This window comes from Duganella fentianensis (assembly GCF_964031615.1).
Classification (GTDB): domain Bacteria; phylum Pseudomonadota; class Gammaproteobacteria; order Burkholderiales; family Burkholderiaceae_D; genus Rugamonas; species Rugamonas fentianensis_A.
In genome coordinates this window covers 308946-333112 of record NZ_CAXIQN010000014.1, presented here as the reverse complement: position 1 = coordinate 333112, position 24167 = coordinate 308946, and the positions used below count along the sequence as shown (strand labels likewise).

The 24167-nt window shown below is 59.4% G+C and carries 22 protein-coding genes and 1 tRNA gene; 21 read left to right on the top strand and 2 right to left on the bottom strand.

The genetic code is table 11. The annotated features are described in order from the left end of the window. Positions 1–109: 109 nt before the first annotated feature. From ABNT42_RS11270 to ABNT42_RS11250, 5 genes are all read left to right on the top strand, one after another. Positions 110–1471 carry a cache domain-containing protein gene (locus ABNT42_RS11270; RefSeq protein ID WP_348696984.1) on the top strand — a complete coding sequence of 454 codons (1362 nt, stop codon included), beginning with the start codon at positions 110–112 and terminating at the stop codon, positions 1469–1471. Positions 1472–1496: 25 nt separating this feature from the next. Further along, positions 1497–2111 carry a response regulator transcription factor gene (locus tag ABNT42_RS11265; RefSeq protein ID WP_348696983.1) on the top strand — a complete coding sequence of 205 codons (615 nt, stop codon included), beginning with the start codon at positions 1497–1499 and terminating at the stop codon, positions 2109–2111. 242 nt (positions 2112–2353) lie between these two features. Next, positions 2354–3520 carry an HDOD domain-containing protein gene (locus ABNT42_RS11260; protein ID WP_348696981.1) on the top strand — a complete coding sequence of 389 codons (1167 nt, stop codon included), beginning with the start codon at positions 2354–2356 and terminating at the stop codon, positions 3518–3520. Positions 3521–3523: 3 nt separating this feature from the next. After that, positions 3524–5608, top strand: coding sequence for an EAL domain-containing protein (locus ABNT42_RS11255; RefSeq protein ID WP_348696979.1), 2085 nt, complete (start codon positions 3524–3526; stop codon positions 5606–5608). Between the two features lie 60 nt (positions 5609–5668). Further along, positions 5669–5758 (top strand) — tRNA-Ser (locus ABNT42_RS11250). 63 nt (positions 5759–5821) lie between these two features. On the opposite strand, the gene ABNT42_RS11245 is transcribed toward ABNT42_RS11250, so the two are convergent. Next, a complete protein-coding gene (locus ABNT42_RS11245; protein ID WP_348696977.1) occupies positions 5822–6379 on the bottom strand; it encodes a hypothetical protein in 558 nt (185 codons plus the stop codon). Between the two features lie 156 nt (positions 6380–6535). Beyond that, complete coding sequence (locus ABNT42_RS11240; RefSeq protein WP_348696975.1) at positions 6536–7216, bottom strand: Bax inhibitor-1/YccA family protein; 681 nt, start codon at positions 7214–7216, stop codon at positions 6536–6538. A gap of 251 nt (positions 7217–7467) precedes the next feature. On the opposite strand from ABNT42_RS11240, the gene ndk reads away from it, so the two are divergent. The 16 genes from ndk to ABNT42_RS11160 all read left to right on the top strand — a co-directional run bounded on the left by ndk (position 7468) and on the right by ABNT42_RS11160 (position 24105). Beyond that, positions 7468–7875 carry a nucleoside-diphosphate kinase gene (gene ndk, locus ABNT42_RS11235; protein ID WP_155434869.1) on the top strand — a complete coding sequence of 136 codons (408 nt, stop codon included), beginning with the start codon at positions 7468–7470 and terminating at the stop codon, positions 7873–7875. A gap of 88 nt (positions 7876–7963) precedes the next feature. Beyond that, complete coding sequence (gene rlmN / locus ABNT42_RS11230) at positions 7964–9148, top strand: 23S rRNA (adenine(2503)-C(2))-methyltransferase RlmN (protein WP_155434870.1); 1185 nt, start codon at positions 7964–7966, stop codon at positions 9146–9148. Continuing rightward, positions 9148–9969 carry a type IV pilus biogenesis/stability protein PilW gene (gene pilW / locus ABNT42_RS11225; RefSeq protein WP_348696972.1) on the top strand — a complete coding sequence of 274 codons (822 nt, stop codon included), beginning with the start codon at positions 9148–9150 and terminating at the stop codon, positions 9967–9969. The genes rlmN and pilW overlap by 1 nt, the downstream gene beginning before the upstream one ends. Continuing rightward, positions 9962–11053, top strand: a complete 1092-nt coding sequence (locus tag ABNT42_RS11220) for a helix-turn-helix domain-containing protein (RefSeq protein ID WP_348696970.1) — start codon at positions 9962–9964, stop codon at positions 11051–11053. The genes pilW and ABNT42_RS11220 overlap by 8 nt, the downstream gene beginning before the upstream one ends. Before the next feature lie 37 nt (positions 11054–11090). Further along, positions 11091–12359, top strand: coding sequence for a flavodoxin-dependent (E)-4-hydroxy-3-methylbut-2-enyl-diphosphate synthase (gene ispG, locus ABNT42_RS11215; RefSeq protein WP_348696968.1), 1269 nt, complete (start codon positions 11091–11093; stop codon positions 12357–12359). 17 nt (positions 12360–12376) lie between these two features. Then, complete coding sequence (hisS, locus tag ABNT42_RS11210; RefSeq protein ID WP_348696966.1) at positions 12377–13729, top strand: histidine--tRNA ligase; 1353 nt, start codon at positions 12377–12379, stop codon at positions 13727–13729. A gap of 55 nt (positions 13730–13784) precedes the next feature. Next, entirely contained in the window at positions 13785–14438 is a 654-nt protein-coding gene (locus ABNT42_RS11205) for a tetratricopeptide repeat protein (protein ID WP_348696965.1), read from the top strand. 59 nt (positions 14439–14497) lie between these two features. Then, entirely contained in the window at positions 14498–15634 is a 1137-nt protein-coding gene (gene bamB / locus ABNT42_RS11200) for an outer membrane protein assembly factor BamB (RefSeq protein ID WP_348696963.1), read from the top strand. A gap of 3 nt (positions 15635–15637) precedes the next feature. After that, the gene (der, locus tag ABNT42_RS11195; protein WP_348696961.1) at positions 15638–16984 is read left to right on the top strand and encodes a ribosome biogenesis GTPase Der; all 1347 of its coding nucleotides are present in this window, start codon (positions 15638–15640) and stop codon (positions 16982–16984) included. 194 nt (positions 16985–17178) lie between these two features. Then, positions 17179–17415 (top strand): RNA chaperone Hfq, encoded by a 237-nt coding sequence (gene hfq, locus ABNT42_RS11190; RefSeq protein ID WP_348696959.1) that lies wholly within the window; start codon positions 17179–17181, stop codon positions 17413–17415. 38 nt (positions 17416–17453) lie between these two features. After that, positions 17454–18647: a GTPase HflX gene (gene hflX / locus ABNT42_RS11185; RefSeq protein WP_348696958.1), complete on the top strand. Its 1194-nt coding sequence runs from the start codon at positions 17454–17456 to the stop codon at positions 18645–18647. Continuing rightward, positions 18647–19960: an FtsH protease activity modulator HflK gene (gene hflK / locus ABNT42_RS11180; protein WP_348696956.1), complete on the top strand. Its 1314-nt coding sequence runs from the start codon at positions 18647–18649 to the stop codon at positions 19958–19960. The genes hflX and hflK overlap by 1 nt, the downstream gene beginning before the upstream one ends. After that, entirely contained in the window at positions 19960–20874 is a 915-nt protein-coding gene (gene hflC, locus ABNT42_RS11175) for a protease modulator HflC (protein WP_348696955.1), read from the top strand. Before hflK ends, hflC begins: the two co-directional genes overlap by 1 nt. Positions 20875–21069: 195 nt before the next feature. Continuing rightward, on the top strand, positions 21070–22230 hold the full coding sequence (locus tag ABNT42_RS11170) for an ATP phosphoribosyltransferase regulatory subunit (protein ID WP_348696953.1): 1161 nt from the start codon (positions 21070–21072) through the stop codon (positions 22228–22230). A 4-nt stretch (positions 22231–22234) separates the two neighbouring features. Continuing rightward, a complete protein-coding gene (locus ABNT42_RS11165) occupies positions 22235–23545 on the top strand; it encodes an adenylosuccinate synthase (protein WP_348696951.1) in 1311 nt (436 codons plus the stop codon). Between the two features lie 14 nt (positions 23546–23559). Then, positions 23560–24105 carry a phosphoribosyltransferase gene (locus tag ABNT42_RS11160; RefSeq protein WP_348696949.1) on the top strand — a complete coding sequence of 182 codons (546 nt, stop codon included), beginning with the start codon at positions 23560–23562 and terminating at the stop codon, positions 24103–24105. Positions 24106–24167: the final 62 nt, after the last annotated feature.

Genomic DNA, 24167 nt, shown 5'->3' with positions numbered 1-24167 from the left:
GCATATCGCTCACAAGCGCAGCAATACGCACGTGCGGTGCGTATAACTACGTAGTGGGAAGTGGCCGCCTGCGCGTAAAATCGGGGTATCTCAACGGAGCTGGATGGTTATGCGTCTGCGGCAAAAAGTGCTGTTTCTGGCGATCACGCCACTGATACTCGCTCTGTGTGCGATCGCACTGGCGGTGTGGCACCAGTCGGAACTGCTGGCACAGCAGCAGCGCGCGACCATCCAGCAAGCCTATCTGAGCAGTAAGGAAGCCGAGCTCAAGCATTACGTCACGCTGGCCCAGCATTCCATCGCCCACCTGTACGATGCGGGACGCGACGATCCGGTCGCGCGCGAGGAAGCCAAGCGCATACTGTCCATGCTCAGTTATGGCGACGATGGCTATTTCTTTGTCTACGATATGCAGGGCAATTCGCTGATGCATCCACGCCAGCCGGAACTGGTGGGACGCAATCTGTATGATCTGCGCGATGAACAGGGCCAGCCCACCATCCAGAAGCTGCTGCAGCGCGCGCGCGAAGGTGGCGGGCTGGAGCGCTATATGTGGATCAAGCCGTCGACCCATAAGCCGGTGGCCAAGCTGGGCTATGTGATTCCGCTGCCCCGCTGGGGCTGGATGCTGGGCACCGGCATCTATCTGGACGATGTGGAGAATGCGCTGGCCAAGGTCGATGTCCAGCAGTCCGGCAATATTCACAACACCATGCTGTGGATAGCCCTGATCGCGATTGCCGCTGCCGTGGTGGTGGCCAGTTCGGGGGTGGCACTGAATATCAGCGAACTGCGGGTGGCCGATGCCAAGCTGAAAGTGCTGGCCCAGCGCGTGGTCGAATCGCAGGAGGAGGAAAGGGCGCGGCTGTCGCGCGATCTGCATGACGGCATCAGCCAGTGGCTGGTGTCGATCAAGCTGCAGATCGAGGCGGGCATGATACGGCTATCGTCCGGCCAGCCCGGCCAGATCGAAGCGGCGCAGGGCGTGTTCGAACATGCAGCAGATCAATTAAGCAATGTGATGGGCGAGGTACGGCGGATTTCCCATAATCTGCGTCCGGCCATACTGGATGATCTGGGACTGGCGGCGGCGCTCAAGCATCTGGGGCAGGAATACACCCATAGCAGCGGCACGCCGGTGCAGTTTGAAGCCAGCGGCGCTACGGACGGGCTGTCCGATGTGGCGAATACCGTGCTGTTCCGGCTGGCGCAGGAAGCCCTGACCAATATCGGCCGCCACGCGGCAGCACGGCAGATCGCCATCACCCTGCGCGGCGACGCGGGCGGTGTAACGCTGTGCATCCGCGACGATGGCAAAGGCTTCGATGCCGAGGGCATCGCCCTGCACCCTCAGCGCGGAATCGGATTGCGCAATATGATGGAGCGTATGGATGCCATCGGCGGGCGTTTCAGCATCGAATCGGGCAGCGGCGGCACGCTACTGACGGCGTTCGCTGCCAATGATAGTTAGAACATCAGTAGAGAGAAGGCGGGATATGACGGGGACGATCAAGATACAGCTGGTGGACGACCATCCGCTGGTGCGCGACGGTTTGCGTGCGCGGCTGGAAGCCATGCCGCAGTTTCAGGTGGTGGCCGAGGCGGGCGGTGCGGCCGAGGCGCTGGAACAGGCGGCCCAGATCGAGATCGATCTGGTGCTGATGGATATAAATATGCGCGACACCAATGGCATCGAAGCCACCGCCCAGTTCCGTGCAGCTTTCCCCCGCATTGCCGTGCTGATCCTGTCCATGCATGACAAGCTGGAATATGTGTCGCAAGCCATACGGGCCGGCGCCCGCGGCTACGTGCTCAAGGACGCTCCCGGTAAAGACATCGTGGTGGCGATCGAAACGGTCATGTCCGGCGGCATCTATTACAGCGCTGCGCTGGCGCGCCAGCTAGCCCAGCCGCAATTGCCTGATATGCAACTCACTACCCGCGAACAGGAAGTGCTGCGCCATCTGGCACGGGGCGAATCGAACAAGCAGATTGCCCGCGCGCTCGATCTGAGTGTGCGCACGGTGGAAACTCACCGTCTTAACATCAAGCGTAAGCTGGGCATAGAAGGGCAGGCCGAGCTCATCCGTTTTGCGGTACAGAATGGCTAGCTTTGATGTTGTTGTAAAGAAAGCAGAGACTTGCTTCTAATTCCGTTGAGCAATTCTTAACTGTGCCGGTTTGCTGGAAAATCTCTGTTATATTGCTGCTCGTTCATTTTTTGCTCCCGTGCTTGTGGTTTTTTGGTCTTAGATTGGTCTTGATAACAATTGCAATCCTGCCAGACGGTAATTGATTGCTTTATGTTAATTCTTCCACTAAGATTGTGAGCTCAACTATCCAAGAGAATCTGATGTCTGCGTCTGAATCGAGCCTATTCCCGCTGGTTGCTTTGCAAGCAGTATCCAATGCGCATAACGAGTGGGTCGCGCTGACTCTGGAACCATCCGAAGACGCAGGCGATGTCTGGCAGAGTGCTTTGTCGCTGCTAAAAACCAGCGACGTGCTGGAGTCTCTCGTGCCGCTCGATTGCATACTGCCCGTGCCGCAGCCAGCCCAGCTGGAACTGTCGCAGCTGGAAGGCTTGCCGCCTAATCGTCTGATCCTGCGCGTGCCGGCGACGGCGGTGGCCGAAGTGCCGGTGCAGAAAAAGCTGGCCAGCTACACGGAAGCCGGTTACCGCATCATGATCGACGGTCTGGCCGGCATGGCCGCCACCCTGAGCGGCGCCAAATCGCTGATGTATGACGCATCGACTTCGCTGCCGCCCGTGCTGGCGCTGATCGGCCAGCCCGGCCCTCATCTGGCCAGCAATATGCAGAGCGAGCAGCGCATCGCCGAATGTGCCAAGGCTGGCTTCTCGTGGTTCAGCGGTGATTTCGCGCTGCACCCGCCACGCGACCTGAATGCCAATGATGGCACGTCGCGCAAGCGCCTGCTGGCGCTGCTGGGCTTGCTGGCACGCGATGCCGATTCGCGCGAACTGGAAGTGCTGCTCAAGCAGGATCCGGCCCTGTCCTATCATTTACTGAAACTGGTGAACTCGGCAGCGTTTGCGCTCAGTTCGCCTATCCACAGCTTCGGTCAGGCCATCAATGTGCTGGGCCGGCGCCAGTTGCAGCGCTGGCTGCAATTGCTGCTGTACGCACGCCAGCAAGACGACGGCAAAGCCAATCCCCTGCTGCCGCTGGCGGCAGTGCGGGCGGCCCAGATGGAAGCGCTGGGCAAGTTGCTGGACTGGGACCGTGACCAGCTGGATATGGCTTTTGTGACGGGCGTGTTCTCGCTGCTCGATGTGTTGCTGGACATGCCGATGACGGAGATTGTCGCGGCGCTGAGTCTGGACCTCGACGTGGTGATGGCGCTGCTCGATCGCGGTGGCGATCTGGGCGAGCTGCTCAAGCTGGTCGAGCGGGCCGACCGTGCGGCACTAGAGCAGGCTGGCATTGATCCGGCCGACTACTGGAGCACGCAGCTGCAAGCCTACCAGTGGGCGATTCAGGTGAGCCGGAATATATAAGCGATGCTCGCGCCTCCATCCTCCGATTTTCTGAGTTACAGCGCGGCACTATGTGACGCGGTGCTGCGCTTGCGCGGCACGGCACTCAGCGAGGAACTGGGGCGCATCGTGCGCAGCGTGATGCACAGCCCGCTGGGCGAGTTCATCCCTGTAGACGAGCAGGCGCTGCTGCTGGAGCCGCCCGTGATCGAGGTGCTGGCGGCGAATGATGCGGCCGTTCCGAGTCTGACGCAGGAGATCTGCTACGACGGGCAGAGCTTCGGCCGTTTCGTGGTGTCGGGTCGGCTGGAATACACCGAGCAGGATCGTAATCATCTGCACGCGCTGGCCAGTCTGGCGGCGGGCGTGCTGCATAGCCAGTCGCTGGCGCAGCGTTCCACCCATGCCTATGCGCAGGTGGAAAATCAGCTGCAGCATCAGGCGCAGATACTCGACCATATTCATGAGTCCGTGCTGACCATGGATATGAACGGCTTCATCATCAGCTGGAACAAAGGGGCTGAGCGGCTGTTCGGCTACAGCTCGGTGGAAGCCATAGGCCGCAATATTCTGTTCCTCTATGAAGATGAGGACGAGAGCATCGACGATACCTTCCTCGAGCAGGGAGGCCGGCTGATGGAAGTGCGGCGCAAAAAAAAGTCGGGCGAAGTGTTCTGGGCCAGCCTGTCGCTGTCGCCGCTGCGTGATGCGCGTGGCCGTCCGATCGGCCTGATTGCCTATCTGACCGACATTACTGAACGCAAGCTGGCGGAACAGCGCATTCACCATCTGGCCTATTACGACGCGCTGACCAATCTGCCCAACCGCACGCTGCTGACCAAGCTGGTCGATCAGGCGCTGACGGTGGCCCAGCGCAGCAAGCTGCATGGCTGCGTGCTGTTCATCGACCTGAACCGCTTCAAACTGATTAACGATACGCTGGGGCGTGCGGTCGGCGATGAACTGCTGCGCGAAGTGGCGCGACGTTTCCGTACCGTGCTGCGCGATCAGGATCTGGTAGCGCGCCTAGGCGGCGACGAATTTGCTATCGGCCTGTTCGATATCGGCCAGCACTTCGAAGCCAGCATGGTGGCGCAGAAGCTGCTGGGTACGCTGAATACGCCCTTCCTGATCGATGGCCATGATCTGCGCGTGGGTGGCAGCATCGGCATCAGCGTGTATCCGCAGGATGGCAGTGATGCGGAAACCTTGCTACGGCTGGCCGACATTGCCATGTACCGCGCCAAGCAGGAAGGAGGCGCCGAAGGCGATCATGTGGCGTTCTACAGTCAGGATATGAATCAGGGCATGCAGGAGCGCATGCGCATCGAGACGGGCTTGCGGCAGGCGCTGAGTAATGGCGAACTGCTGCTGCATTATCAGCCCAAGTTCGATATTGCCAGCGGCAGCATTATTGGTGCCGAAGCGCTGGTGCGCTGGCGTCATCCGCAGCGCGGGCTGGTGCCGCCGGCCGAGTTCATTCCGCTGGCCGAAGCCACGGGGCTGGTGGTGCAGGTGGGCGAGTGGGTGCTGGAGCAGGCTTGCGCGCAGGCGCAGCGCTGGCAGTTGGCGGGGCTGGCGCCGGTGCGGCTGGCCGTTAATGTCTCGGCACGCGAGTTCACGGCCAGTCTGCCGGGGCGGGTGCAGGCTACGCTGGAGCGCTATGGTCTGGCGCCCGAATGGCTGGAGCTGGAGATTACCGAGAGCACGCTGATGCACAATATCGAGCGCGTGATCGGCATCATGGATCAGATCGCTGCGCTGGGTGTGACCCTGTCGCTCGACGACTTCGGTACCGGCTATTCCAGTCTGTCCTATCTCAAGCGCTTCCCTATTGATACGCTGAAGATCGATCGTTCCTTCACCATCGGCATCCCCGGGGATGCCAATGATTGCGCCATCGCGAATACGATTATCAGCATCGCCCAGCAGCTCAAGCACAAGGTGATTGCGGAAGGGGTGGAAACGGCGGAGCAGCTGGAATTCCTGCGTCAGTCCGGTTGCGACGAGGTGCAGGGTTACCTGTTCTCGCGTCCGCTGGAGGCCGATGCCTTCGAACTGGCGATGCGCAAGAATCTGGCGGCACAGCCGGCTAGCCGCGCTGCCTGAAGCATTGAGGGTGGAAAGCGCCCCAATTACGGATGAAGAATGTATAATGTCGCTCGTTCTGGAAGCGTGGCCGAGTGGTTGAAGGCAGCAGTCTTGAAAACTGCCGACGGTTTGCGCCGTTCGTGAGTTCGAATCTCACCGCTTCCGCCAGAATCCATGAAAAAGGCCATTGATACGTCAATGGCCTTTTTCATTCTGGCGCCAGTTAGCTGCCTAGAGACCGAATTTTTTCAGGAATGCCGGTATCAGTTGGGCGAGGAATATTGCCGAGACTACCCAAATGATGATGGAGCTTTTGGATTCCAGTATCTCCGTTTTCAACTCATATTTAAGCTTCGCAAACTCGGTCTTGAATTCCACCTTGGCTTCGTTGATCACAACGAGCAGCCTCGATTCTGTCTCTTTAATTTCCAGTCTGAGCTTGTTTTCAGTTTCCTTGATTTCAGTTCTGAGTTTGTTTTCAGTTTCCTTGATTTCAGTTCTGAGCTGGTTTTCCGTATCCTTGACCTCGACTCTAAGCCTGTTTTCTGCCTCGGCAATTTCGACGGTGAGTTCAGCTTTTGCCGTGGTAATGTCACTGCGCGTGGCGTAATTTGCCTTGATCAGCGCTAGATCGTTGGTCAACACTTCAAGGTCTGCGGCAGGTTTTGGTATCGACGTTTCCATGGTTTTATCCTCGGCCGATTTCGTTCGAGAGTCAATTGAATTCTGCTCGCGGTTCGGCACTATCGGGAGGTGTGGCGTGTTGATAAGGCGCGGTGCTTTATTCATGATGGGGCTCCCCAATCATGGGGTGGCTGGGATGCAGTCCATTCTGTTCGTGCGCGGAGTCGTGGGTTTGTGCAGGCTCAATCGTGTGGCTGCTAACGGGAGTGAGCAATAAAAAAGCCGGCATTGAGCCGGCTTTTGCGTGAGGTGCGAACTGGATTAGTCGCGGCTACCGCCGAAGATGCCCAGCAGCGACAGCAGGTTGGTGAAGATGTTGTAGATGTCCAGATAGATGCTCAGGGTGGCGCGGATGTAGTTGGTCTCGCCGCCGTTCACGATCTGCTGCACGTCGTACAGGATGTAAGCCGAGAAGATGGCAATGGCCACTACCGAGATCACGATGGCCAGCGCTGGAATGCCCAGGAAGATGTTGGCAATCGAGGCCAGCAGGATCACGATCAGACCGGCAAACGCCCAGCTCGCTACGCCCGAGAAATCGCGCTTGGAGACGGTAGCGATGCTGGCCAGCACGGCGAACACGGAAGCGGTACCGCCGAAGGCAGTCATGATCAGGAAGCCGCCGTTGGAGAAACCCAGAATGCGCGACAGCAGCGGGGTCAGCCACAGGCCCATGAAGAAGGTGAAGCCCAGCAGCAGGGCTACGCCCAGACCGGAATCCTTATTCTTTTCGATGCCCCAGATGAAGCCGAAGGCAATGCCAAGGAACAGCAGGGCCATCAGACCACCGCCCAGCGGCAGGTGCAGCGACACGCCCAGCGCAGCGCCGAAGATGGTCGGCACCATGGACAGGGCCAGCAGCCAGTAGGTATTGCGCAGCACTTTGTGCTGGACGAGCTGGCGACTAGACGACAGGTCGTAAGTATTTTGCATATTATTCATGAGCTTATCTCCCTCTTGATGATTCGAGTACTGCTTGCCAAAAGCATAGCATGTCTGTGCAAAATTGCGCAAAGATCGGGTGTTGCAGCCCTTAGGTTAGGCTTAAAACGGGCTGGAACAGGCTAAAATTGCCGCTAATGCAAGCTTATCTGACCCCGATACTCGGTAGTTGGGGTGTTCTATGCTAAAATTAAAGGTTGATTGAGTTATCAATTTTGTTTTAAACCTTTCTTTTTATTGGAGTTTTTCAAATGGCAATCGAACGCACCCTGTCGATCATCAAACCAGACGCAGTTGCAAAAAACGTCATCGGCCAAATCTACAGCCGCTTTGAAAGCAATGGTCTGAAGATCGTCGCTGCTCAAATGAAGCAACTGTCGCGTGCAGATGCCGAAGGTTTCTACGCTGCTCACAAAGAGCGCGGCTTCTTCAAAGATCTGGTGGACTTCATGGTTTCGGGTCCAGTCATGATCCAGGTTCTGGAAGGCGAAAACGCCGTTCTGAAAAACCGCGAACTGATGGGCGCTACCGATCCTAAGAAAGCCGACAAGGGCACCATCCGCGCTGACTTCGCTGATTCGATCGACGCGAACGCCGTGCACGGTTCGGACGCTGTTGAAGCTGCTAAAGTAGAAATCGCCTACTTCTTCGGCGCTTAATACTAGTCGTACCACCGTTTCTGTCGCGCTGTGCCTGGCGCGGCGCGCAGAAACGGTTTTTCATTTGTAGTAGATTGTTTTAGATAGAATGGGCAACACCGTGAACGCACCTCTGACCAACTTGCTGGACTTCGATCCCGCGCAGCTCACCGCTTATTGCGCCGAGTTGGGGGAGAAACCGTTCCGTGCCAAACAATTGCAGCGCTGGATACACCAGTTCGGAGCGTCGGATTTCGATAGCATGACCGATCTGGCCAAATCGCTGCGCGACAAACTCAAGACCCGCGCCTACGTTCAGGCACCGGCCATCATCAGCGACCACACCTCCAGTGACGGTACGCGTAAATGGCTGGTTGATGTGGGCAACGGCAATGCCGTGGAAACCGTGTACATTCCGGAAGAAACCCGCGGCACCCTGTGTATTTCCACTCAGGCCGGCTGCGCCGTGAACTGCCGCTTCTGCTCGACGGGCAAGCAGGGCTTTTCGCGCAACCTGACGGTGGGTGAAATCATCGGCCAGCTGTGGATGGCCGAATTCGAACTGCGTCGCACCAAGGGCATCGAGCCCGGTCCGAAAGGCGAGCGCCAGATCACCAACGTGGTGATGATGGGTATGGGCGAGCCGCTGCTGAACTTCGAGCCGACCGCCACCGCCCTCAAGCTGATGCTGGACGATAACGCCTACGGCCTGTCGCGCCGCCGCGTGACCCTGTCCACCTCGGGCGTGGTGCCGATGATCGACAAGCTGTCGCAGGAAGTGCCGGTGGCGCTGGCGGTCTCGCTGCACGCCTCCAACGATGCGCTGCGCGACGGTCTGATCCCGCTGAACAAGAAGTACCCCCTGAAAGAACTGATGGCGGCCTGCAAGCGCTATCTGGAATTCGCGCCGCGCGATTTCATCACCTTCGAATACTGCATGCTGGACGGTGTCAACGACAGCGACGAACATGCGCGCGAACTGGTGGCGCTGGTGCAGGATCGCCAGACGGGCGTGAACTGCAAATTCAACCTGATTCCGTTCAACCCCTTCCCGGAATCGGGCCTGCTGCGCTCGAAGAATCCCCGTATCAAGGCGTTCGCCCAGATTCTGCTTGACGCCGGCATCGTCACCACCATCCGCAAAACCCGTGGCGATGATATCGACGCGGCCTGCGGCCAGCTGGCCGGCGAAGTGCAGGACCGCACCCGCGTGCAGGAGCGCATGGAAAAGATGAGCGAATACCAGCAGAAGTTCGGTGCCAATTTCGGCAAGATCGTGGAGATCCGTTCCTGATGATCGCCCTGGCGCAGCGTTGCCAGTCCAGTCTAGTCGCCCTGTGTGCAGGTGCGCTGCTGGCTGGTTGCGCCTCGTCCGGCCCCAATCCCGGCCATAGCGGTCAGGCTGAACTGAGTACCGTCTCCGATCAGACGGCGATCCAGCGCAAGGTGGATATCCGCATGCAGCTAGCCGTAGGCTACTACGAGCAGGGCCAGTATCTGGTGGCGCTCGATGAAGTCAAGCTGGCACTGGCGGCCGATCCCCAGTATGCCGATGGTTATGGCATGCGCGGCCTGATCTACCAGCAGCTGGGTGAGCTGGCGCTGGCCGAAGATAACTTTGTGCGGGCGCGCAAACTGGCGCCCGGCAATCCCGATCTGGCGAATAACTACGGTTCCTTCCTGTGCCAGCAAGGGCGTGTGAAGGAAGCTATGCCGCTGTTCGATGCGGCGCTGGCCAACCGTGCTTACCGTGCACCGGCCAGCGCGGCCAATAACGCCGGCGCGTGCGCACTGAAAGTGAAGGATTACGCCAGCGCGGAGCGTTATCTGCTGCAAGCCTTGCAGCTGACGCCCGACCTGCCGGCGACCAACGCCAATCTGGCGAAGGTCTATTTTGAAAAGCGCGATATGGTCCGCGCCAGCTTTTTCATCACGCGCCTGAACAAGGTGGCGAAGTTGGAAACGCTGACGGCCGATGTGCTATGGCTAGCGATTAAAGTGCAGCACCAGCTCGGCGATGCCGGTGCCGAAGCAGCGTGGGCGACCCAGTTGCGTCGTCATCATGCCGGCTCGGCCGAGTATGCTGCTTATCAACGTGGGGCGTTTGATGAGTGATACAGGGGAATCGATGAATTCAGAGTGGGTTGATACGCCGCAGGAACAGGCAGTACCCAGCGTGGCCACGCCCGGCGCGCAACTGGCAGCACAGCGTGAAGCGCTGGGGCTGACAGTAGAGCAGATTGCGGATCAACTGAAACTGGCGACGCGTCAGGTGCGCGCACTGGAAGCCGGTGATTACGAAGCACTGCCGAATATGGCTGTAGTGCGCGGCTTTGTGCGCGCCTATGCCAAAGTGGTCAAGCTCGATGCCACCCCGCTGGTGGCGATGATCGAAGTGGTGTCGCCGACCAGCTATGAAGCTGCGCCACCGCGCAAGGAAGCGGCGCCCAAGTTTACCGAATCGCGCTTCCCGTCGATGACACCGCGGCCTACCAGTCCGGTAGCCTGGCTGGCCGGCGCCGCTGCTGCCGTTGCACTGGTGGCGGGCGGTGTGTATGCCTACCAGAGCGGCATCATTCCGCTGTCGATGTTCCAGCGTTCCGACGCCGATGGCGCCAGTGCCGTAGCCGATGCCGCCAAGGCCGCCGAAGCAGCGGTAACGCCGATCGAAACCACGCTGGTGAAGCCGGGCGAAGAGGGCTCTGCTGTGCAGAACACCAATGTGCCACTGGTTTCTGTGCCGGCCCCTGGCGCTGATGCAGCTACTACGGCTGGCGCTACTGCGCCGGCAGCGACGCCTGCTGCAGTACCTGCAACGGCGCCCGCAACGGCGCCAGTAACGCCACCAGCAACCACCGCCCCTGCGGCTGGAACTGCAGCGGCAACGACGGCGCCCGCCGCCAAAGTGCCGGCCGGCGTTACGCCAGCCGCGGCAGCACCGGCAGCTGCACCAGCGCCGAGCGCTAACCAGCTGGTGCTGAAAGTGAACGAAGATTCGTGGGTAGAGATCCGTCGCCCCGGCGCCGCTTCGCTGATTTCGCGTACCGTTAAAGCGGGTAGCACCGAGACCTTCGATATCAAGGAACCGGCGCTGCTGATCATTGGCAAACCGGCCGGTGTGGAAGCTACGCTGGGCGGCAATGCGCTGGCGCTGCCGCCGGTAGCGGGCGGCACGATTTCGCGCGTGAACATCAAGTGAACTGACTGATCCGACTGATTTAACCAAGCAGAATTTTATGTCTTCTAGCCTTACAGCCATTCCAGCGGGGCCTTCGCCGCGTCGCGCCAGCCGCAGCGTGCTGATCGCCCACGGCCAGCGCAAGATCTGGGTCGGTGGCGACGCGCCCGTGGTGGTGCAGTCGATGACCAATACCGATACCGCCAACGCGGTGGAAACGGCGATCCAGATTAAGGAGCTGGCGCGCGCCGGTTCCGAACTGGTGCGTCTGACGGTGGACCGTCCCGAGTCGGCCGCCGCGATTCCCTACATCCGCGAACAGCTGGACAAGATGGATATCGATGTGCCGCTGGTGGGCGACTTCCACTACAACGGCCACACCCTTCTGACCGATTATCCTGAATGCGCCAAGGCGCTGTCGAAGTACCGCATCAATCCCGGTAATGTGGGCAAGGGCGCCAAGCGTGATACCCAGTTTGCCCAGATGATCGAAGTGGCGGCACGCTACGACAAGCCAGTACGTATCGGCGTCAACTGGGGCAGTCTGGATCAGGCTCTGCTGGCCCGCATCATGGATGAAAACGCCGCCCGCGCCGAGCCATGGCCGGCGCAGGCAGTGATGTACGAGGCGCTGATTACTTCGGCCATCGAGAATGCCGTGCGCGCGGAAGAACTGGGTCTGGGTCGCGACAAGATCATCCTGTCCTGCAAAGTCTCCGGCGTGCAGGATCTGATCGCCGTGTACCGTGAACTGGCGCGTCGCTGCGACTATCCGCTGCATCTGGGTCTGACGGAAGCGGGCATGGGCAGCAAAGGTATCGTGGCATCGACAGCCGCGCTGTCGGTGCTGCTGCAGGAAGGTATCGGCGATACCATCCGTATTTCGCTCACCCCCGAACCGGGCGGTGACCGTAGCCGTGAAGTGGTGGTGGGGCAGGAGATCCTGCAAACCATGGGTTTGCGCAAATTCACCCCGATGGTAATCGCCTGCCCGGGTTGCGGCCGTACTACTTCCACGACGTTCCAGGAACTGGCGGACAACATCCAGACCTTCCTGCGCGAGCAAATGCCGGAATGGAAAAAAATCTATCCGGGTGTGGAAGCCATGAACGTGGCCGTGATGGGCTGCATTGTCAACGGTCCCGGTGAATCCAAGCATGCCAATATCGGCATCAGCCTGCCGGGCACGGGCGAATCGCCTGCTGCGCCCGTGTTTGTCGATGGCGCCAAAGTGGCGACGCTGCGCGGTGAGCGCATCGTGGAAGAGTTCCAGGATATCGTCCTGAACTACGTGAAGAATAACTATGGCAAGCCGCAGGCTGCCTGAAGCTGAAAAGAACTGATATGTCCGAAATAAAGAAAGCTGAAAAAATCACTGCCATCAAAGGCATGAACGACATCCTGCCGACCGACTCCCATCTGTGGCAGCTGTTCGAGAACACCGCCCAGTCGGTGGTGCAGAGCTACGGCTTCCAGCAGATCCGCACCCCTATCGTGGAAAACACCGCGCTGTTCGCGCGCGCCATCGGCGCTGTGACCGACATCGTGGAGAAGGAAATGTATTCCTTCACCGATTCCATGAACGGCGACCAGCTGACCCTGCGCCCTGAAGGTACGGCCGGCGCCGTGCGTGCCGTGATCGAACACAATCTGGTGTACGAAGGCCCGAAACGCCTGTGGTACACGGGCCCGATGTTCCGTCACGAGCGTCCGCAGCGCGGCCGCTATCGCCAGTTCTACCAGTTCGGTTGCGAAGCCGTGGGCTTTACCGGCCCGGACGTTGACGCCGAAATGATCATGATGTGCCGCCGTCTGTGGGACGATCTGGGTCTGGAAAACATCCGTCTGGAACTGAATTCCATCGGTGATGCGGAAGAGCGTGCGCGCCACCGCGTCGACCTGATCGCCTACCTGGAACAGCACGAAGAGATTCTGGATGCGGAAGCCAAGCGCCGCCTGCATTCCAACCCGCTGCGTATCCTCGATACCAAGAACCCTGCCATGCAGGAGATGGTCAATCAGGCACCGAAGCTGCTCGACTATCTGGGCGAAGCATCGCTGGCGCACTTCAACGGCGTGCGCAAGATCCTCGACCACAACAACATTCCTTACGTGATCAATACCCGTCTGGTGCGCGGTCTGGACTACTACAACCGTACCGTGTTCGAGTGGGTGACCGATTCGCTGGGTTCGCAGGGCACCGTGTGTGCCGGTGGTCGTTACGATCCGCTTATTGCTTCCTTCGGCGGCAAGCCGACGCCGGCGGTCGGTTTCGCCATGGGCATCGAGCGTCTGCTGGAACTGCTGAAAGCGGCCGGCGAACCGGAACAGCCTAACCAGTGCGACGTCTACCTCGTGCATCAGGGCGAAGCGGCCCAGTTGCAGGCTTTCGTGCTGGGCGAGCGTCTGCGCGACGCCGGTCTGGACGTGATCATGCATGGCTCGACGCCGGCCGGCGCGGGCAGCTTCAAATCGCAGATGAAGAAGGCCGACGGCGCCGGTGCCGCTTTTGCCGTGATTATCGGTGAAGACGAAGTGGCCAACCATACGGCGGCAGTGAAAGCCATGCGTGCCGCCGAAGGCGAGCAGCAGCAGAGCACCGTGCCGTTCGACGAAGTAGTCGATTTCGTAGTGGACCAGATCACCGAAAGCGGCGATCATCACCACCACGTACATGACGAGAACTGCGAGCACTGATCGCGTGATAGCAGCCTCATTTTGAATAACTCTTACAACTAGCAGACACACTGACATGGCATACGATCTCGAAGAACAAGAACAAATTGCATCCCTTAAAGCATGGTGGGAAAAGTACGGCAATCTGACCTCGTGGGTGGTAATCGCCGGTCTGGCAGCGTACTCCGGTTACAACGGCTGGAACTACTACCAGCGTAATCAGGCCACCCAGGCTGCCGCCCTGTACGACGAGCTGACCGCTGCCGTCGACGCCAAAGACAATGCCAAGGTGCTGCGTGCCGCCGGCGACATGGAAAGCAAATTCGGCAGCACCACCTATGCGCCTATGAGCGCACTGGTTGCGGCCAAGAGCAGCTTCGATGCGAACGACGTGAAAGCGGCCAAAGCCCAGCTGCAATGGACCATCGAGCATGGCGGCGACGACTTCAAGGCGGTGGCCAAAGTACGCCTGGCCGGTGTGCTGCTGGATGAAAAAGCTTACGATGAAGCGCTGAAAGTGCTGGCCGGCGATGTGCCAGCCCAGTTCGCAGCGTCCGTGGCGGATCGCAAGGGCGATATTCTGGTGGCCCAGAACAAGCTGGCGGAAGCCCGTGCCGCCTATCAGGCTGCGCTTGATGCCAGCGACAAGAAGGCTCCGGCCCGTCAGCTGATCCAGCTGAAATTCGAAGCCATCGGCGGCTCCGTGCCAGCCGCTAAAGACGCCGCTTAATGCATGAATATTCAGGTGCCGCCAGCCTCGCTGCGGCGCCTTACGATCAAGGTTGAAATATGCGTATTACCGAAAAAGTTATTACTGCAAGCTTGCTGGCACTGTTGGCCGGTTGTTCCTTGTTCTCGTCGAAAGATACCAAGATCCAGCCGGCAGCGCTGGTGGATCTGAAGGGCGGCGTTACCCCGCGCACGGTGTGGAAATACTCGCTGGGTAAAGCCGGTAATGCCGTATTCACGCCGGCACTGGTGGGCGACAATCTGTTTGTGGCGGACGGCGACGGCGTGCTGGCGCGCCTGAATGCCACCAGTGGCAAGGAGCTGTGGCGCGTCAAGACCGGCACCGATCTGACGGCCGGTGTGGGCAGCGATGGCGAGGTAGTGGCAGTGGGTGGCGTGAAGGGTGCTATCCTTGCGTATGACGCCAGCGGCAAACAACTGTGGAAGGCGCAGGCTAGTAGCGAAGTACTGTCTTCGCCTGTAGTAGGCGGCGGCATGGTGGTAGTACGCAGCGTGGATAACCAGATCACGGCATTCGATGCCAAGAGCGGTGCCAAGCGCTGGAGTGTGGCGCGTACCACGCCTGCACTGACGCTGCGCAATGCGCCGGGCATGGTGATCAACGGCCCTAATGTGTATGTGGCCCAGCCGGGCGGCAAGCTGCTGGTGCTGGTGCTGGCTACCGGCCTGCAACGCTTCGAAGTAGTGGTAGGCGAGCCGCGTGGCGCGACCGAACTGGAACGCGTGACCGACATCGCCGGCACGCCGGTGATCTTCGAAAAAGATGTGTGTGCTGTATCGTATCAGGGCCGTGTGGCCTGTTTTGATGCGCTGACGGGCGCTCCGCACTGGAGCAAACCGGCATCGTCCGATGTGGGCGTGACGGTCGATCAGCGTTTCGTCTTCGTCTCCGACGACAAAGGTGAAGTTGCAGCCTATAGCCGTGAAAACGGCAGCAACGCCTGGAAGAACGACAAACTGTCCTATCGCCGCCTGTCGACCCCTGTGTCGTATGGCCGTGCCGTGGCAGTGGGTGACTTCCAGGGTTATGTCCATCTGCTCTCGCGGGAAGATGGCGCATTTATAGGTCGCGCCGCGACCGATGGCAGCCCGATTCAAGCGGACCCTGTCATCGCTGGCGCGAATTTGATTTTCCAAACCCAATCAGGGACAGTGACTGCACTCGCAGTCGAGTAAAAAATGAAGCCGGTAATCGCACTAGTGGGTCGACCCAATGTAGGGAAATCGACCTTGTTTAATCGTCTGACCCGCTCGCGCGACGCGCTGGTGGCGGACTTGCCTGGGTTGACGCGCGATCGTCACTATGGCGAGGGCCGTGTCGGCGAACGTCCCTTCCTCGTCATCGACACGGGTGGTTTCGAACCCGTGGCCAAGGAAGGCATCATGTATCAGATGGCGCTGCAGACCAAGCAGGCCGTGGCCGAAGCCGACGTGGTCGTGTTTCTGGTCGACGGCCGTCAGGGTCTGACGCCGCACGATAAAACCATTACCGACTTCCTGCGCAAGAGCGGTCGTCCGGTCATGCTGGTGGTGAATAAATCGGAAGGCATGCGCTATACCAGCGTGGTAGCCGACTTCTACGAACTGGGTCTGGGCGAACCGTACTCGATTTCGTCGGCGCACGGCGACGGCGTGGCCGATCTGGTGCAGGAAGCGCTCGATCTGGCGTTTGCCCAGCGTCCGGAAGATCCGGAAGAGCTGCAAAAAGACGAACGCGGTATCAAGATCGCGCTGGTGGGGCGTCCTAACGTGGGCAAGTCCACCCTGATCAACACGCTGGTGGGTGAAGAGCGCGTGATCGCTTTCGACATGCCGGGTACCACGCGCGATTCGATCGAAATTCCGTTCGAGCGTGATGGCAAGCAGTACACCCTGATCGACACGGCCGGTATCCGCCGCCGCGGCAAGGTGTTCGAAGCGATCGAGAAGTTCTCGGTGGTGAAGACGCTGCAGTCGATTTCCGAAGCCAACGTGGTGGTGCTGCTGCTGGACGCCCAGCAGGACATCTCCGAGCAGGATGCCCACATTGCCGGCTTCGTGCTGGAGACGGGCCGCGCGCTGGTGGTCGCCGTCAACAAGTGGGATGGCCTGCGCAGCGATGAACGTGACGAAATCAAGATCGATATCGACCGCAAACTGGACTTTCTGTCGTTCGCCAAGACCCACTTCATTTCGGCACTGCGCGCGCAGGGCATAGGCCCGCTGATGAAATCGGTCGATGCGGCGTATGCGGCGGCCATGTCCGATCTGTCGACGCCTAAGCTGACCCGCGCCCTGATCGAAGCGGTCGAGAAGCAGGAGCCGCGCCGTAAGGGCGGTATCCGTCCTAAGCTGCGCTATGCTCACCAGGGCGGTATGAACCCGCCCGTGATCGTGATACACGGTAATGCACTGGACGCGGTAGGCGAGCCTTACAAGCGCTATCTGGAAAAGCATTTCCGCGATACGTTTGCGCTGGTCGGTACGCCGCTGCGCATCGAACTGCGTACCGGTAAGAACCCGTTTGCCAAGACGGCAGCAAAATAAGGCGTTTTTAAGGACTTTTTTTGCAGTACACAAAGCAAAAAAAGTCAAAACAGGTTACAGTGGCTTAGAAGCACCATTCTTCATTCGGCGAGCGGTGTTTCAGCGAAAATCATTTGACTTTCGCTGAGCCACGTACTTGAAATTAAGCGTTTCGCCTCCAAATTCGAACACAACAACACAAAAATGGAGCTGTTATGAGCAACAAAGGGCAACTGTTACAAGACCCATTCCTCAACGCCTTGCGTAAAGAGCACGTGCCTGTCTCGATCTATCTGGTCAACGGCATCAAGCTGCAAGGTCATATCGAGTCCTTCGACCAATACGTTGTGCTGCTGCGCAATACCGTAACGCAAATGGTGTACAAACACGCCATTTCCACCGTGGTGCCAGCCCGCGCCGTCAACCTCAGCGTTGACTCGGACGCGGAATAAGCATTTGCCTTACCGCTACATTTTTCTAGCCTGACCGTATGCGTGCAGCTTTAGTTGGTATCGATTTCGGTCAGGGCGACTTTGCCGCCAGCGTCGAGGAACTGCAGTTACTGGCCCGCTCGGCCGGTGCAGAACCGATTACGACGATTACGGCCAAGCGGGCGGCGCCTGACGCCGCCTATTTCGTCGGCAGCGGCAAGGCCGACGAAATCGCTATGGCGGTGCAGGATCACCGCATCGAAATCGTCATTTTCAATCACGCTCTGTCGCCTGCCCAGCAGCGTAATCTGGAAAAGCGCCTGAATATCCGGGTGCTGGACCGTACCAGCCTGATTCTCGATATTTTTGCCCAGCGTGCTGCTTCCCATGAAGGTAAGCTGCAGGTCGAGCTGGCCCAGCTGCAGCATCTGGCCACGCGCCTGATCCGCGGCTGGACCCACCTTGAACGGCAGAAGGGCGGTATCGGTCTGCGCGGCCCCGGTGAAACCCAGCTGGAAACTGACCGTCGTCTGATCGGCGAACGGGTCAAAGCCTTGCGTGCCCGTCTGGGCAAGCTGCGCAAGCAGCATGAAACCCAGCGTCGTTCGCGTGGCCGCAGCCAGACTTTCTCTGTATCGCTGGTGGGGTACACCAATGCCGGCAAATCCACTTTGTTCAATGCCGTCACCAAGGCCGGCGTGTACGTGGCCGACCAGCTGTTCGCGACGCTCGATACCACGTCGCGCCGCGTCTACATGGGGCAGGAAGTGGGCAATGTGGTGATCTCCGACACGGTGGGCTTCGTGCGCGAGCTGCCGCACCAGCTGGTGGCCGCTTTCCGCGCTACGCTGGAAGAGACCATCCACGCCGATCTGCTGCTGCATGTGGTGGATGCTTCCTCGCCCGTGCGCATGGAGCAGATCGAGCAGGTCAATCTGGTGCTCAAGGAAATCGGTGCCGATCATATTCCGCAGATTCTGGTGTGGAACAAGATCGACGCTGCCGAGCTGGAGCCGTCGGTAGAGCGCGATGAATATGATAAGATTTCCCGCGTTTTCCTCAGTGCCCGTACGGGCGCCGGACTGGATCTGCTGCGCAGCGCCATCGTCGAATGGGCTATGAGTGCGCCCGGCGCGCGCCTGAACCAGTCGTATGTAGTTGATGAAGAAGAGCTGGCTGACGACGCCGAACTGGCCGATGACGCCGAAGCAGCCGAAAGCAGTCCCACCCTCACTCAAGTTGGATCACACTGATGCGTGTCTCCTCGATATTCAAACGTCTAGGCCTGAAAGCCAATCTGAACGACCCGCACTGGGGCTCGGATAAGCAGGACGGCAAGCCGCAAGCCAATGAAGGCAAAAAGCCGGGCGAAGGCCCGCCCGATATGGAACAGCTGTGGCGCGATTTCAATCAGCGCCTGAACAGCATGTTCGGCCAGAAGAACCGTCCCGACGGTGGCAATAATGGCGGCGGCCTGCCGCCTAGCCGTCCCGATGCGGGCGGTCTGCGCGCTACGGCCGGTGCCGTAGCCGTGGTGGCTGGTCTGATCTGGCTGGCCAGCGGTTCTTTCATCGTGCAGGAAGGCCAGACCGGCGTGGTCTACACCTTCGGCAAGATCAGCCACACCACCGGTGCCGGTTTCAACTGGCGCTGGCCTTACCCGTTCCAGAGCGACGAAGTGGTCAAAGTGTCGCAGATGCGGGTGGTGGAAATCGGCTATCGGGGCAATATCAAGAACAAGCAGGCGCGCGAATCGCTGATGCTGACGGACGATGAGAACATCATCGATATCCAGTTTGCCGTGCAGTTCAAGCTGAAAGATCCGGTGGCATGGCTGCTGAATAACCGTGACGAGGAAGATACCGTGCGTCAGGTGGCCGAGACTTCGATCCGTGAAATCGTCGGCAAGAACAAGATGGACTTCGTGCTGTACGAAGGGCGTGACAAAGTGGCGCTGGAAACCCAGCAGCTGATGCAGCAGATTCTGGATCGCTACGCTTCCGGCGTGCTGATCTCGAACGTTACGCTGCAGGCGGTGCAGCCACCCGAGCAGGTACAAGTGGCGTTTGACGATGCGGTGCGCGCAGGGCAGGATCGCGAACGTCAGAAGAATGAAGGTCAGGCCTACGCCAACGACGTTATTCCGAAGGCGCACGGTACCGCTTCGCGCCTGCTGCAGGAAGCGGAAGGCTATCGTTCCATGGTAGTGGAAAACGCGACCGGTAACGCTGCCCGCTTCAAGCAAGTGCTGACTGAATACCAGAAAGCGCCGGCCGTGACGCGTGACCGTATGTATCTGGAGACCATGCAGCAGATTTATTCGAGCACCAGCAAGGTGATGGTGGATGCCAAGTCGGGCAGCAATCTGCTGTATCTGCCACTGGACAAGCTGATTGCGCAGGCCGCCGCGACCGACGCAGCAGCGAGCAGCGCCAGTGCCGCCAAGGCAGCTGCTGGCAATAGTGCGACCAGCTCGGTCAGCAGCGAAACCATGCAGACGGTGGAAGTGAACCGTCCGCGCGATCCGCGTTCGCGCGAAGCCTTACGTGACCGGGAGAGCCGTTAATGAATCGCATAGCTAGTATTCTTGTTGCGGGCTTCGTCGCCTTCCTGCTGCTGTCGTCCACGGTGTTCGTGGTCGATCAGCGCAAGTATGCGATCGTGTTCGCGCTGGGCCAGATCAAGGAAGTGATCCGCGAGCCGGGCCTGCACTTCAAACTACCGCCACCGTTCCAGAATGTGATCTATCTGGATAACCGCATCATGACCATCGAGTCGCCCGATGCCGAGCGCTTCATCACGGCCGAGAAGATGAATATTCTGGTCGACAGCTTCGTCAAATGGCGTATCGGTCGCTCCGAAGGTCAGCCTAAGCTGTACTATGTCACCTTCAACGGCGATGAGAACCGCGCACGTGACCGCATGTCGCAGATTATCAAGGCGGCACTGAACGAAGAAATCACCAAGCGCACTGTGGGCGAAGTGATTTCCGGCCAGCGCGGCAAAGTAATGGAAGGCATCCGCACCAAGGTGGTGGCGGAGGCGGCCCAGATCGGCGTGGAGATCATCGACGTGCGTCTGAAGCGGGTCGAGTATGTCGAGCAGATTAATAACTCGGTGTACGACCGTATGAAGGCCGAACGTCTGCGCGTGGCCAACGAACTGCGTTCGACCGGTTCGGCGGATTCGGAAAAAATCCGTGCCGATGCCGAACGTCAGCGCTCGGTGATTCTGGCCGAAGCCTATCGCGATGCCGAGCAGATCAAGGGTGAGGGCGATGCCAAAGCATCGGCCATCTACGCCGAAGCATTCGGCAAGAATCCCGAGTTCTACAAGTTCTACCGCAGTCTGGAAGCCTACCGCGCCACCTTCAAAAATCACGGTGATGTGATGGTGATGGATAGCAGCTCGGACTTCTTCAAGTACTTTAAAGGCACGGGCGCAGCACCGGCCGCTGCCCCTGCCGGCGGCAAGAAGTAAAGTCGCCAGCCTGCCGGGCTGCCTGATGGCAGTCCGGCAGCGCCGTTTTCAGGTGCTTTTACGCATCTTTTCTCGTCTTAAAATCCATTTTCGCGTAAAATATCAGGTTCGGCCTACCGCTTGTCGGTCGCCGGCCGTGCAGCCCATTGCTGCATATTGCTCTTTATTTAATTAAATATTCCGTACCAGTTTCCCATGCCAAATTGGCTTTTGCCCGAGAATATCGCCGACGTTTTGCCGTCGGAAGCACGCAAGATTGAAGAATTGCGTCGTCTGATGCTGGATAACTTCCGTCTGTACGGTTACGAGCTGGTGATGCCACCACTGCTCGAATACCTCGAATCGCTATTGACGGGCGCAGGCGAAGATACCGATCTGCGCACCTTCAAGCTGGTCGATCAGCTGTCGGGCCGCATGCTGGGTCTGCGTGCCGACATGACCACGCAGGTTGCCCGTATCGACGCCCACCTGCTGAACCGTGCCAGCGTCACCCGTCTGTGCTACGCCGGCAGCGTGCTGCATACCCGTCCATCGGGTCTGCACGCTACCCGCGAGCCGCTGCAGATCGGCGCCGAGATCTATGGCCATGCAGGACTGGAAGCGGATGCGGAAATTCAGGAACTGGCGCTGGCTTCGCTGGCACTGGCCGGTTTCACTAGCGCCCGTCTGGACCTGAGCCATGTCGGCGTGCTGCGCGCCATCACCGAGGGTGATGCAGCGGCTACCCGCGATGCGGCGCAGATCGTGCAGTTATTGCGCGCCAAGGATGTGCCGGGCCTGCAGGCGCTGACGCGCGACTACACGCCGGTGGTGCGCGACGCGCTGCTGGCTCTGCCTAGTCTGTACGGTAGCGTGGAAGTGCTGGGTCGCGCCCGTGAGGTGCTGCCGGAGTTGCCGGGCATTAGCAAGGCGCTGGCCGAACTGGCCGCGCTGGCAGCGTCGGCACTGGGTCGGGCCGAAGTGGCGATCGATCTGGCTGACCTGCGCGGTTACCAATATGAAAGTGGTGCGATGTTTGCACTGTACGTGCCCGGCCTGCCGAATGCGGTAGCGCGCGGTGGCCGTTATGATCATGTCGGCGAGGCGTTTGGCCGGGCACGTCCCGCCACCGGCTTCTCGCTCGATTTGCGCGAACTGGCGCGCCTGTTGCCCACGGCGGAACGTAAGCATTCGATCCGTGCACCATGGGGCAATGCGCCGGAATTGAAGGAAAAAATCGCCGAGCTGCGCAAGTCCGGCGAAGTGGTGATCCAGAGTTTGCCGGGTCACAGCAACGAACTGGACGAGTTCGAGTGCGATCGCGCGCTGGTGCTCGACGATAATGGTAGTAACTGGATTCTTAAAAACTTAGGTTAGTGTGATGTCAAATAAAAACGCAAAAAACGTCGTCGTCATCGGTACCCAATGGGGCGATGAAGGTAAAGGCAAGATCGTCGACTGGTTGACCGATCATGCACAGGGTGTGGTCCGCTTCCAGGGCGGTCACAACGCCGGCCATACGCTGGTGATCGGCGGCGTCAAGACTGCGCTGCAACTGATCCCTTCGGGCATTATGCGTCCGGGCGTGGCCTGCTACATCGGTAACGGTGTGGTGGTGTCGGTGCCGGATGTGCTGCGCGAAATCGACAAGCTGGAGAAAGTCGGCGTGGAAGTGGCATCGCGTCTGAAAGTGTCGGATGCGGCACCAGTAATTCTGCCGTACCACTCGGCACTGGATCTGGCCCGTGAAGCAGCCCGTGGCGCTGCCAAGATCGGCACCACCGGCAAGGGCATCGGCCCGGCCTACGAAGATAAAGTAGCCCGTCGCGCGATTCGCGTGGCTGACCTGCTCAACGAAAAACGCTTCGCTGAAAAGCTGGCGGAAAATCTGGACTACCACAACTTCGTGCTGGAAAACTATCTGAAAGCACCGAAGGTCGAGTACCAGAAAACGCTGGACGACGCGCTGGCCTACGTGCCGCGTCTGCGTCCTATGGTGACCGACGTCTCCAGCGCTCTGTACGCTGCCCACAAAGCCGGTGCCAACCTGCTGTTCGAAGGCGCGCAAGGTTCGCTGCTGGACGTCGACCACGGCACCTATCCGTTCGTGACCTCGTCCAACTGCGTGGCCGGTAATGCCGCTGCCGGTGCTGGCGTGGGCCCGAACATGCTGCACTACATCATGGGCATCACCAAGGCTTACACCACCCGCGTGGGTTCCGGTCCGTTCCCTTCGGAACTGCCGACCGATGCTGGCGTCGGCCACCATCTGGCCCAAGTGGGTCACGAGTTCGGCACCGTGACGGGCCGTGCCCGCCGCTGCGGCTGGTTCGATGCTGCGCTGCTGCGCCGCTCGGTACAGATCAACGGCGTGACGGGCATGTGCCTGACCAAGCTGGACGTTCTGGATGGTCTGGAAACCCTGAAGCTGTGCACCGGCTACACCATCGACGGCGTGGCCGTGGACATCTTCCCGTCCGGCGCGGAAGAGGCAGCGCGTTGCGTGCCAGTGTACGAAGAAATGCCGGGCTGGAAGGAAAGCACCGTGGGCGCTAAAACCCTCGAAGCGCTGCCAGCCACCGCCCGTGCCTACATCAAACGTATCGAAGAGTTGGTCGGCGTGCCGGTCGACATGGTATCGACCGGTCCGGATCGTGAAGAAACGATCGTACTGCGTCATCCGTTCGAGTAATCAAGGAAGACCTTATGAACACCCCACAATCGAATGAAAAACACCTCTGGGTCAGCTGGGACGAATACCACCGTCTGATCGAGCGTCTGGCACTGAAAGTCCATGAATCGGGCTGGAAGTTTGATCAGGTGCTGTGTCTGGCGCGCGGCGGCGTGCGTCCGGGCGATGTGTTCTCGCGTATTTTCGATGTGCCGCTGGCCATTCTGTCGACCAGTTCTTACCGTGAAGAAGCGGGCACCGTGCAAGGTGATCTGGATATCGCCAAATACATGACGATGACCAAGGGCCCACTGAGCGGCCGTATTCTGCTGGTGGACGATCTGGCCGATTCTGGCGTGACGCTGGTGAAAGTCATGAAGCACCTGAAGGAAAACTTCCCGGGCGTTACGGAAGTGCGTTCGGCTGTGATCTGGACCAAGGGGTGCTCGGTGTTCAAGCCGGATTACCAGATGGAAGAACTGCCACACAATCCGTGGATCCACCAGCCGTTCGAAGACTATGACGGCCTGCGTCCGCACCAGCTGGCCGCGTGGATCAAAAAAGGCGAGAGCGGCGAATAAGCCGGTTTTTTGCTTCCCCCAAAGCGACCTCAGGGTCGCTTTTTTTATTGCCGCTTGCGCAC

Excerpts from the sequence above, each read along its gene's own strand:
- ABNT42_RS11270 (WP_348696984.1), top strand. The coding sequence starts at position 110 with ATGCGTCTGCGGCAAAAAGTGCTGTTTCTGGCGATCACGCCACTGATA.
- ABNT42_RS11265 (WP_348696983.1), top strand. The coding sequence starts at position 1,497 with ATGACGGGGACGATCAAGATACAGCTGGTGGACGACCATCCGCTGGTG.
- ABNT42_RS11260 (WP_348696981.1), top strand. The coding sequence starts at position 2,354 with ATGTCTGCGTCTGAATCGAGCCTATTCCCGCTGGTTGCTTTGCAAGCA.
- ABNT42_RS11255 (WP_348696979.1), top strand. The coding sequence starts at position 3,524 with ATGCTCGCGCCTCCATCCTCCGATTTTCTGAGTTACAGCGCGGCACTA.
- ABNT42_RS11245 (WP_348696977.1), bottom strand. The coding sequence starts at position 6,379 with ATGAATAAAGCACCGCGCCTTATCAACACGCCACACCTCCCGATAGTG.
- ABNT42_RS11240 (WP_348696975.1), bottom strand. The coding sequence starts at position 7,216 with ATGAATAATATGCAAAATACTTACGACCTGTCGTCTAGTCGCCAGCTC.
- ndk (WP_155434869.1), top strand. The coding sequence starts at position 7,468 with ATGGCAATCGAACGCACCCTGTCGATCATCAAACCAGACGCAGTTGCA.
- rlmN (WP_155434870.1), top strand. The coding sequence starts at position 7,964 with ATGGGCAACACCGTGAACGCACCTCTGACCAACTTGCTGGACTTCGAT.
- pilW (WP_348696972.1), top strand. The coding sequence starts at position 9,148 with ATGATCGCCCTGGCGCAGCGTTGCCAGTCCAGTCTAGTCGCCCTGTGT.
- ABNT42_RS11220 (WP_348696970.1), top strand. The coding sequence starts at position 9,962 with ATGAGTGATACAGGGGAATCGATGAATTCAGAGTGGGTTGATACGCCG.
- ispG (WP_348696968.1), top strand. The coding sequence starts at position 11,091 with ATGTCTTCTAGCCTTACAGCCATTCCAGCGGGGCCTTCGCCGCGTCGC.
- hisS (WP_348696966.1), top strand. The coding sequence starts at position 12,377 with ATGTCCGAAATAAAGAAAGCTGAAAAAATCACTGCCATCAAAGGCATG.
- ABNT42_RS11205 (WP_348696965.1), top strand. The coding sequence starts at position 13,785 with ATGGCATACGATCTCGAAGAACAAGAACAAATTGCATCCCTTAAAGCA.
- bamB (WP_348696963.1), top strand. The coding sequence starts at position 14,498 with ATGCGTATTACCGAAAAAGTTATTACTGCAAGCTTGCTGGCACTGTTG.
- der (WP_348696961.1), top strand. The coding sequence starts at position 15,638 with ATGAAGCCGGTAATCGCACTAGTGGGTCGACCCAATGTAGGGAAATCG.
- hfq (WP_348696959.1), top strand. The coding sequence starts at position 17,179 with ATGAGCAACAAAGGGCAACTGTTACAAGACCCATTCCTCAACGCCTTG.
- hflX (WP_348696958.1), top strand. The coding sequence starts at position 17,454 with ATGCGTGCAGCTTTAGTTGGTATCGATTTCGGTCAGGGCGACTTTGCC.
- hflK (WP_348696956.1), top strand. The coding sequence starts at position 18,647 with ATGCGTGTCTCCTCGATATTCAAACGTCTAGGCCTGAAAGCCAATCTG.
- hflC (WP_348696955.1), top strand. The coding sequence starts at position 19,960 with ATGAATCGCATAGCTAGTATTCTTGTTGCGGGCTTCGTCGCCTTCCTG.
- ABNT42_RS11170 (WP_348696953.1), top strand. The coding sequence starts at position 21,070 with ATGCCAAATTGGCTTTTGCCCGAGAATATCGCCGACGTTTTGCCGTCG.
- ABNT42_RS11165 (WP_348696951.1), top strand. The coding sequence starts at position 22,235 with ATGTCAAATAAAAACGCAAAAAACGTCGTCGTCATCGGTACCCAATGG.
- ABNT42_RS11160 (WP_348696949.1), top strand. The coding sequence starts at position 23,560 with ATGAACACCCCACAATCGAATGAAAAACACCTCTGGGTCAGCTGGGAC.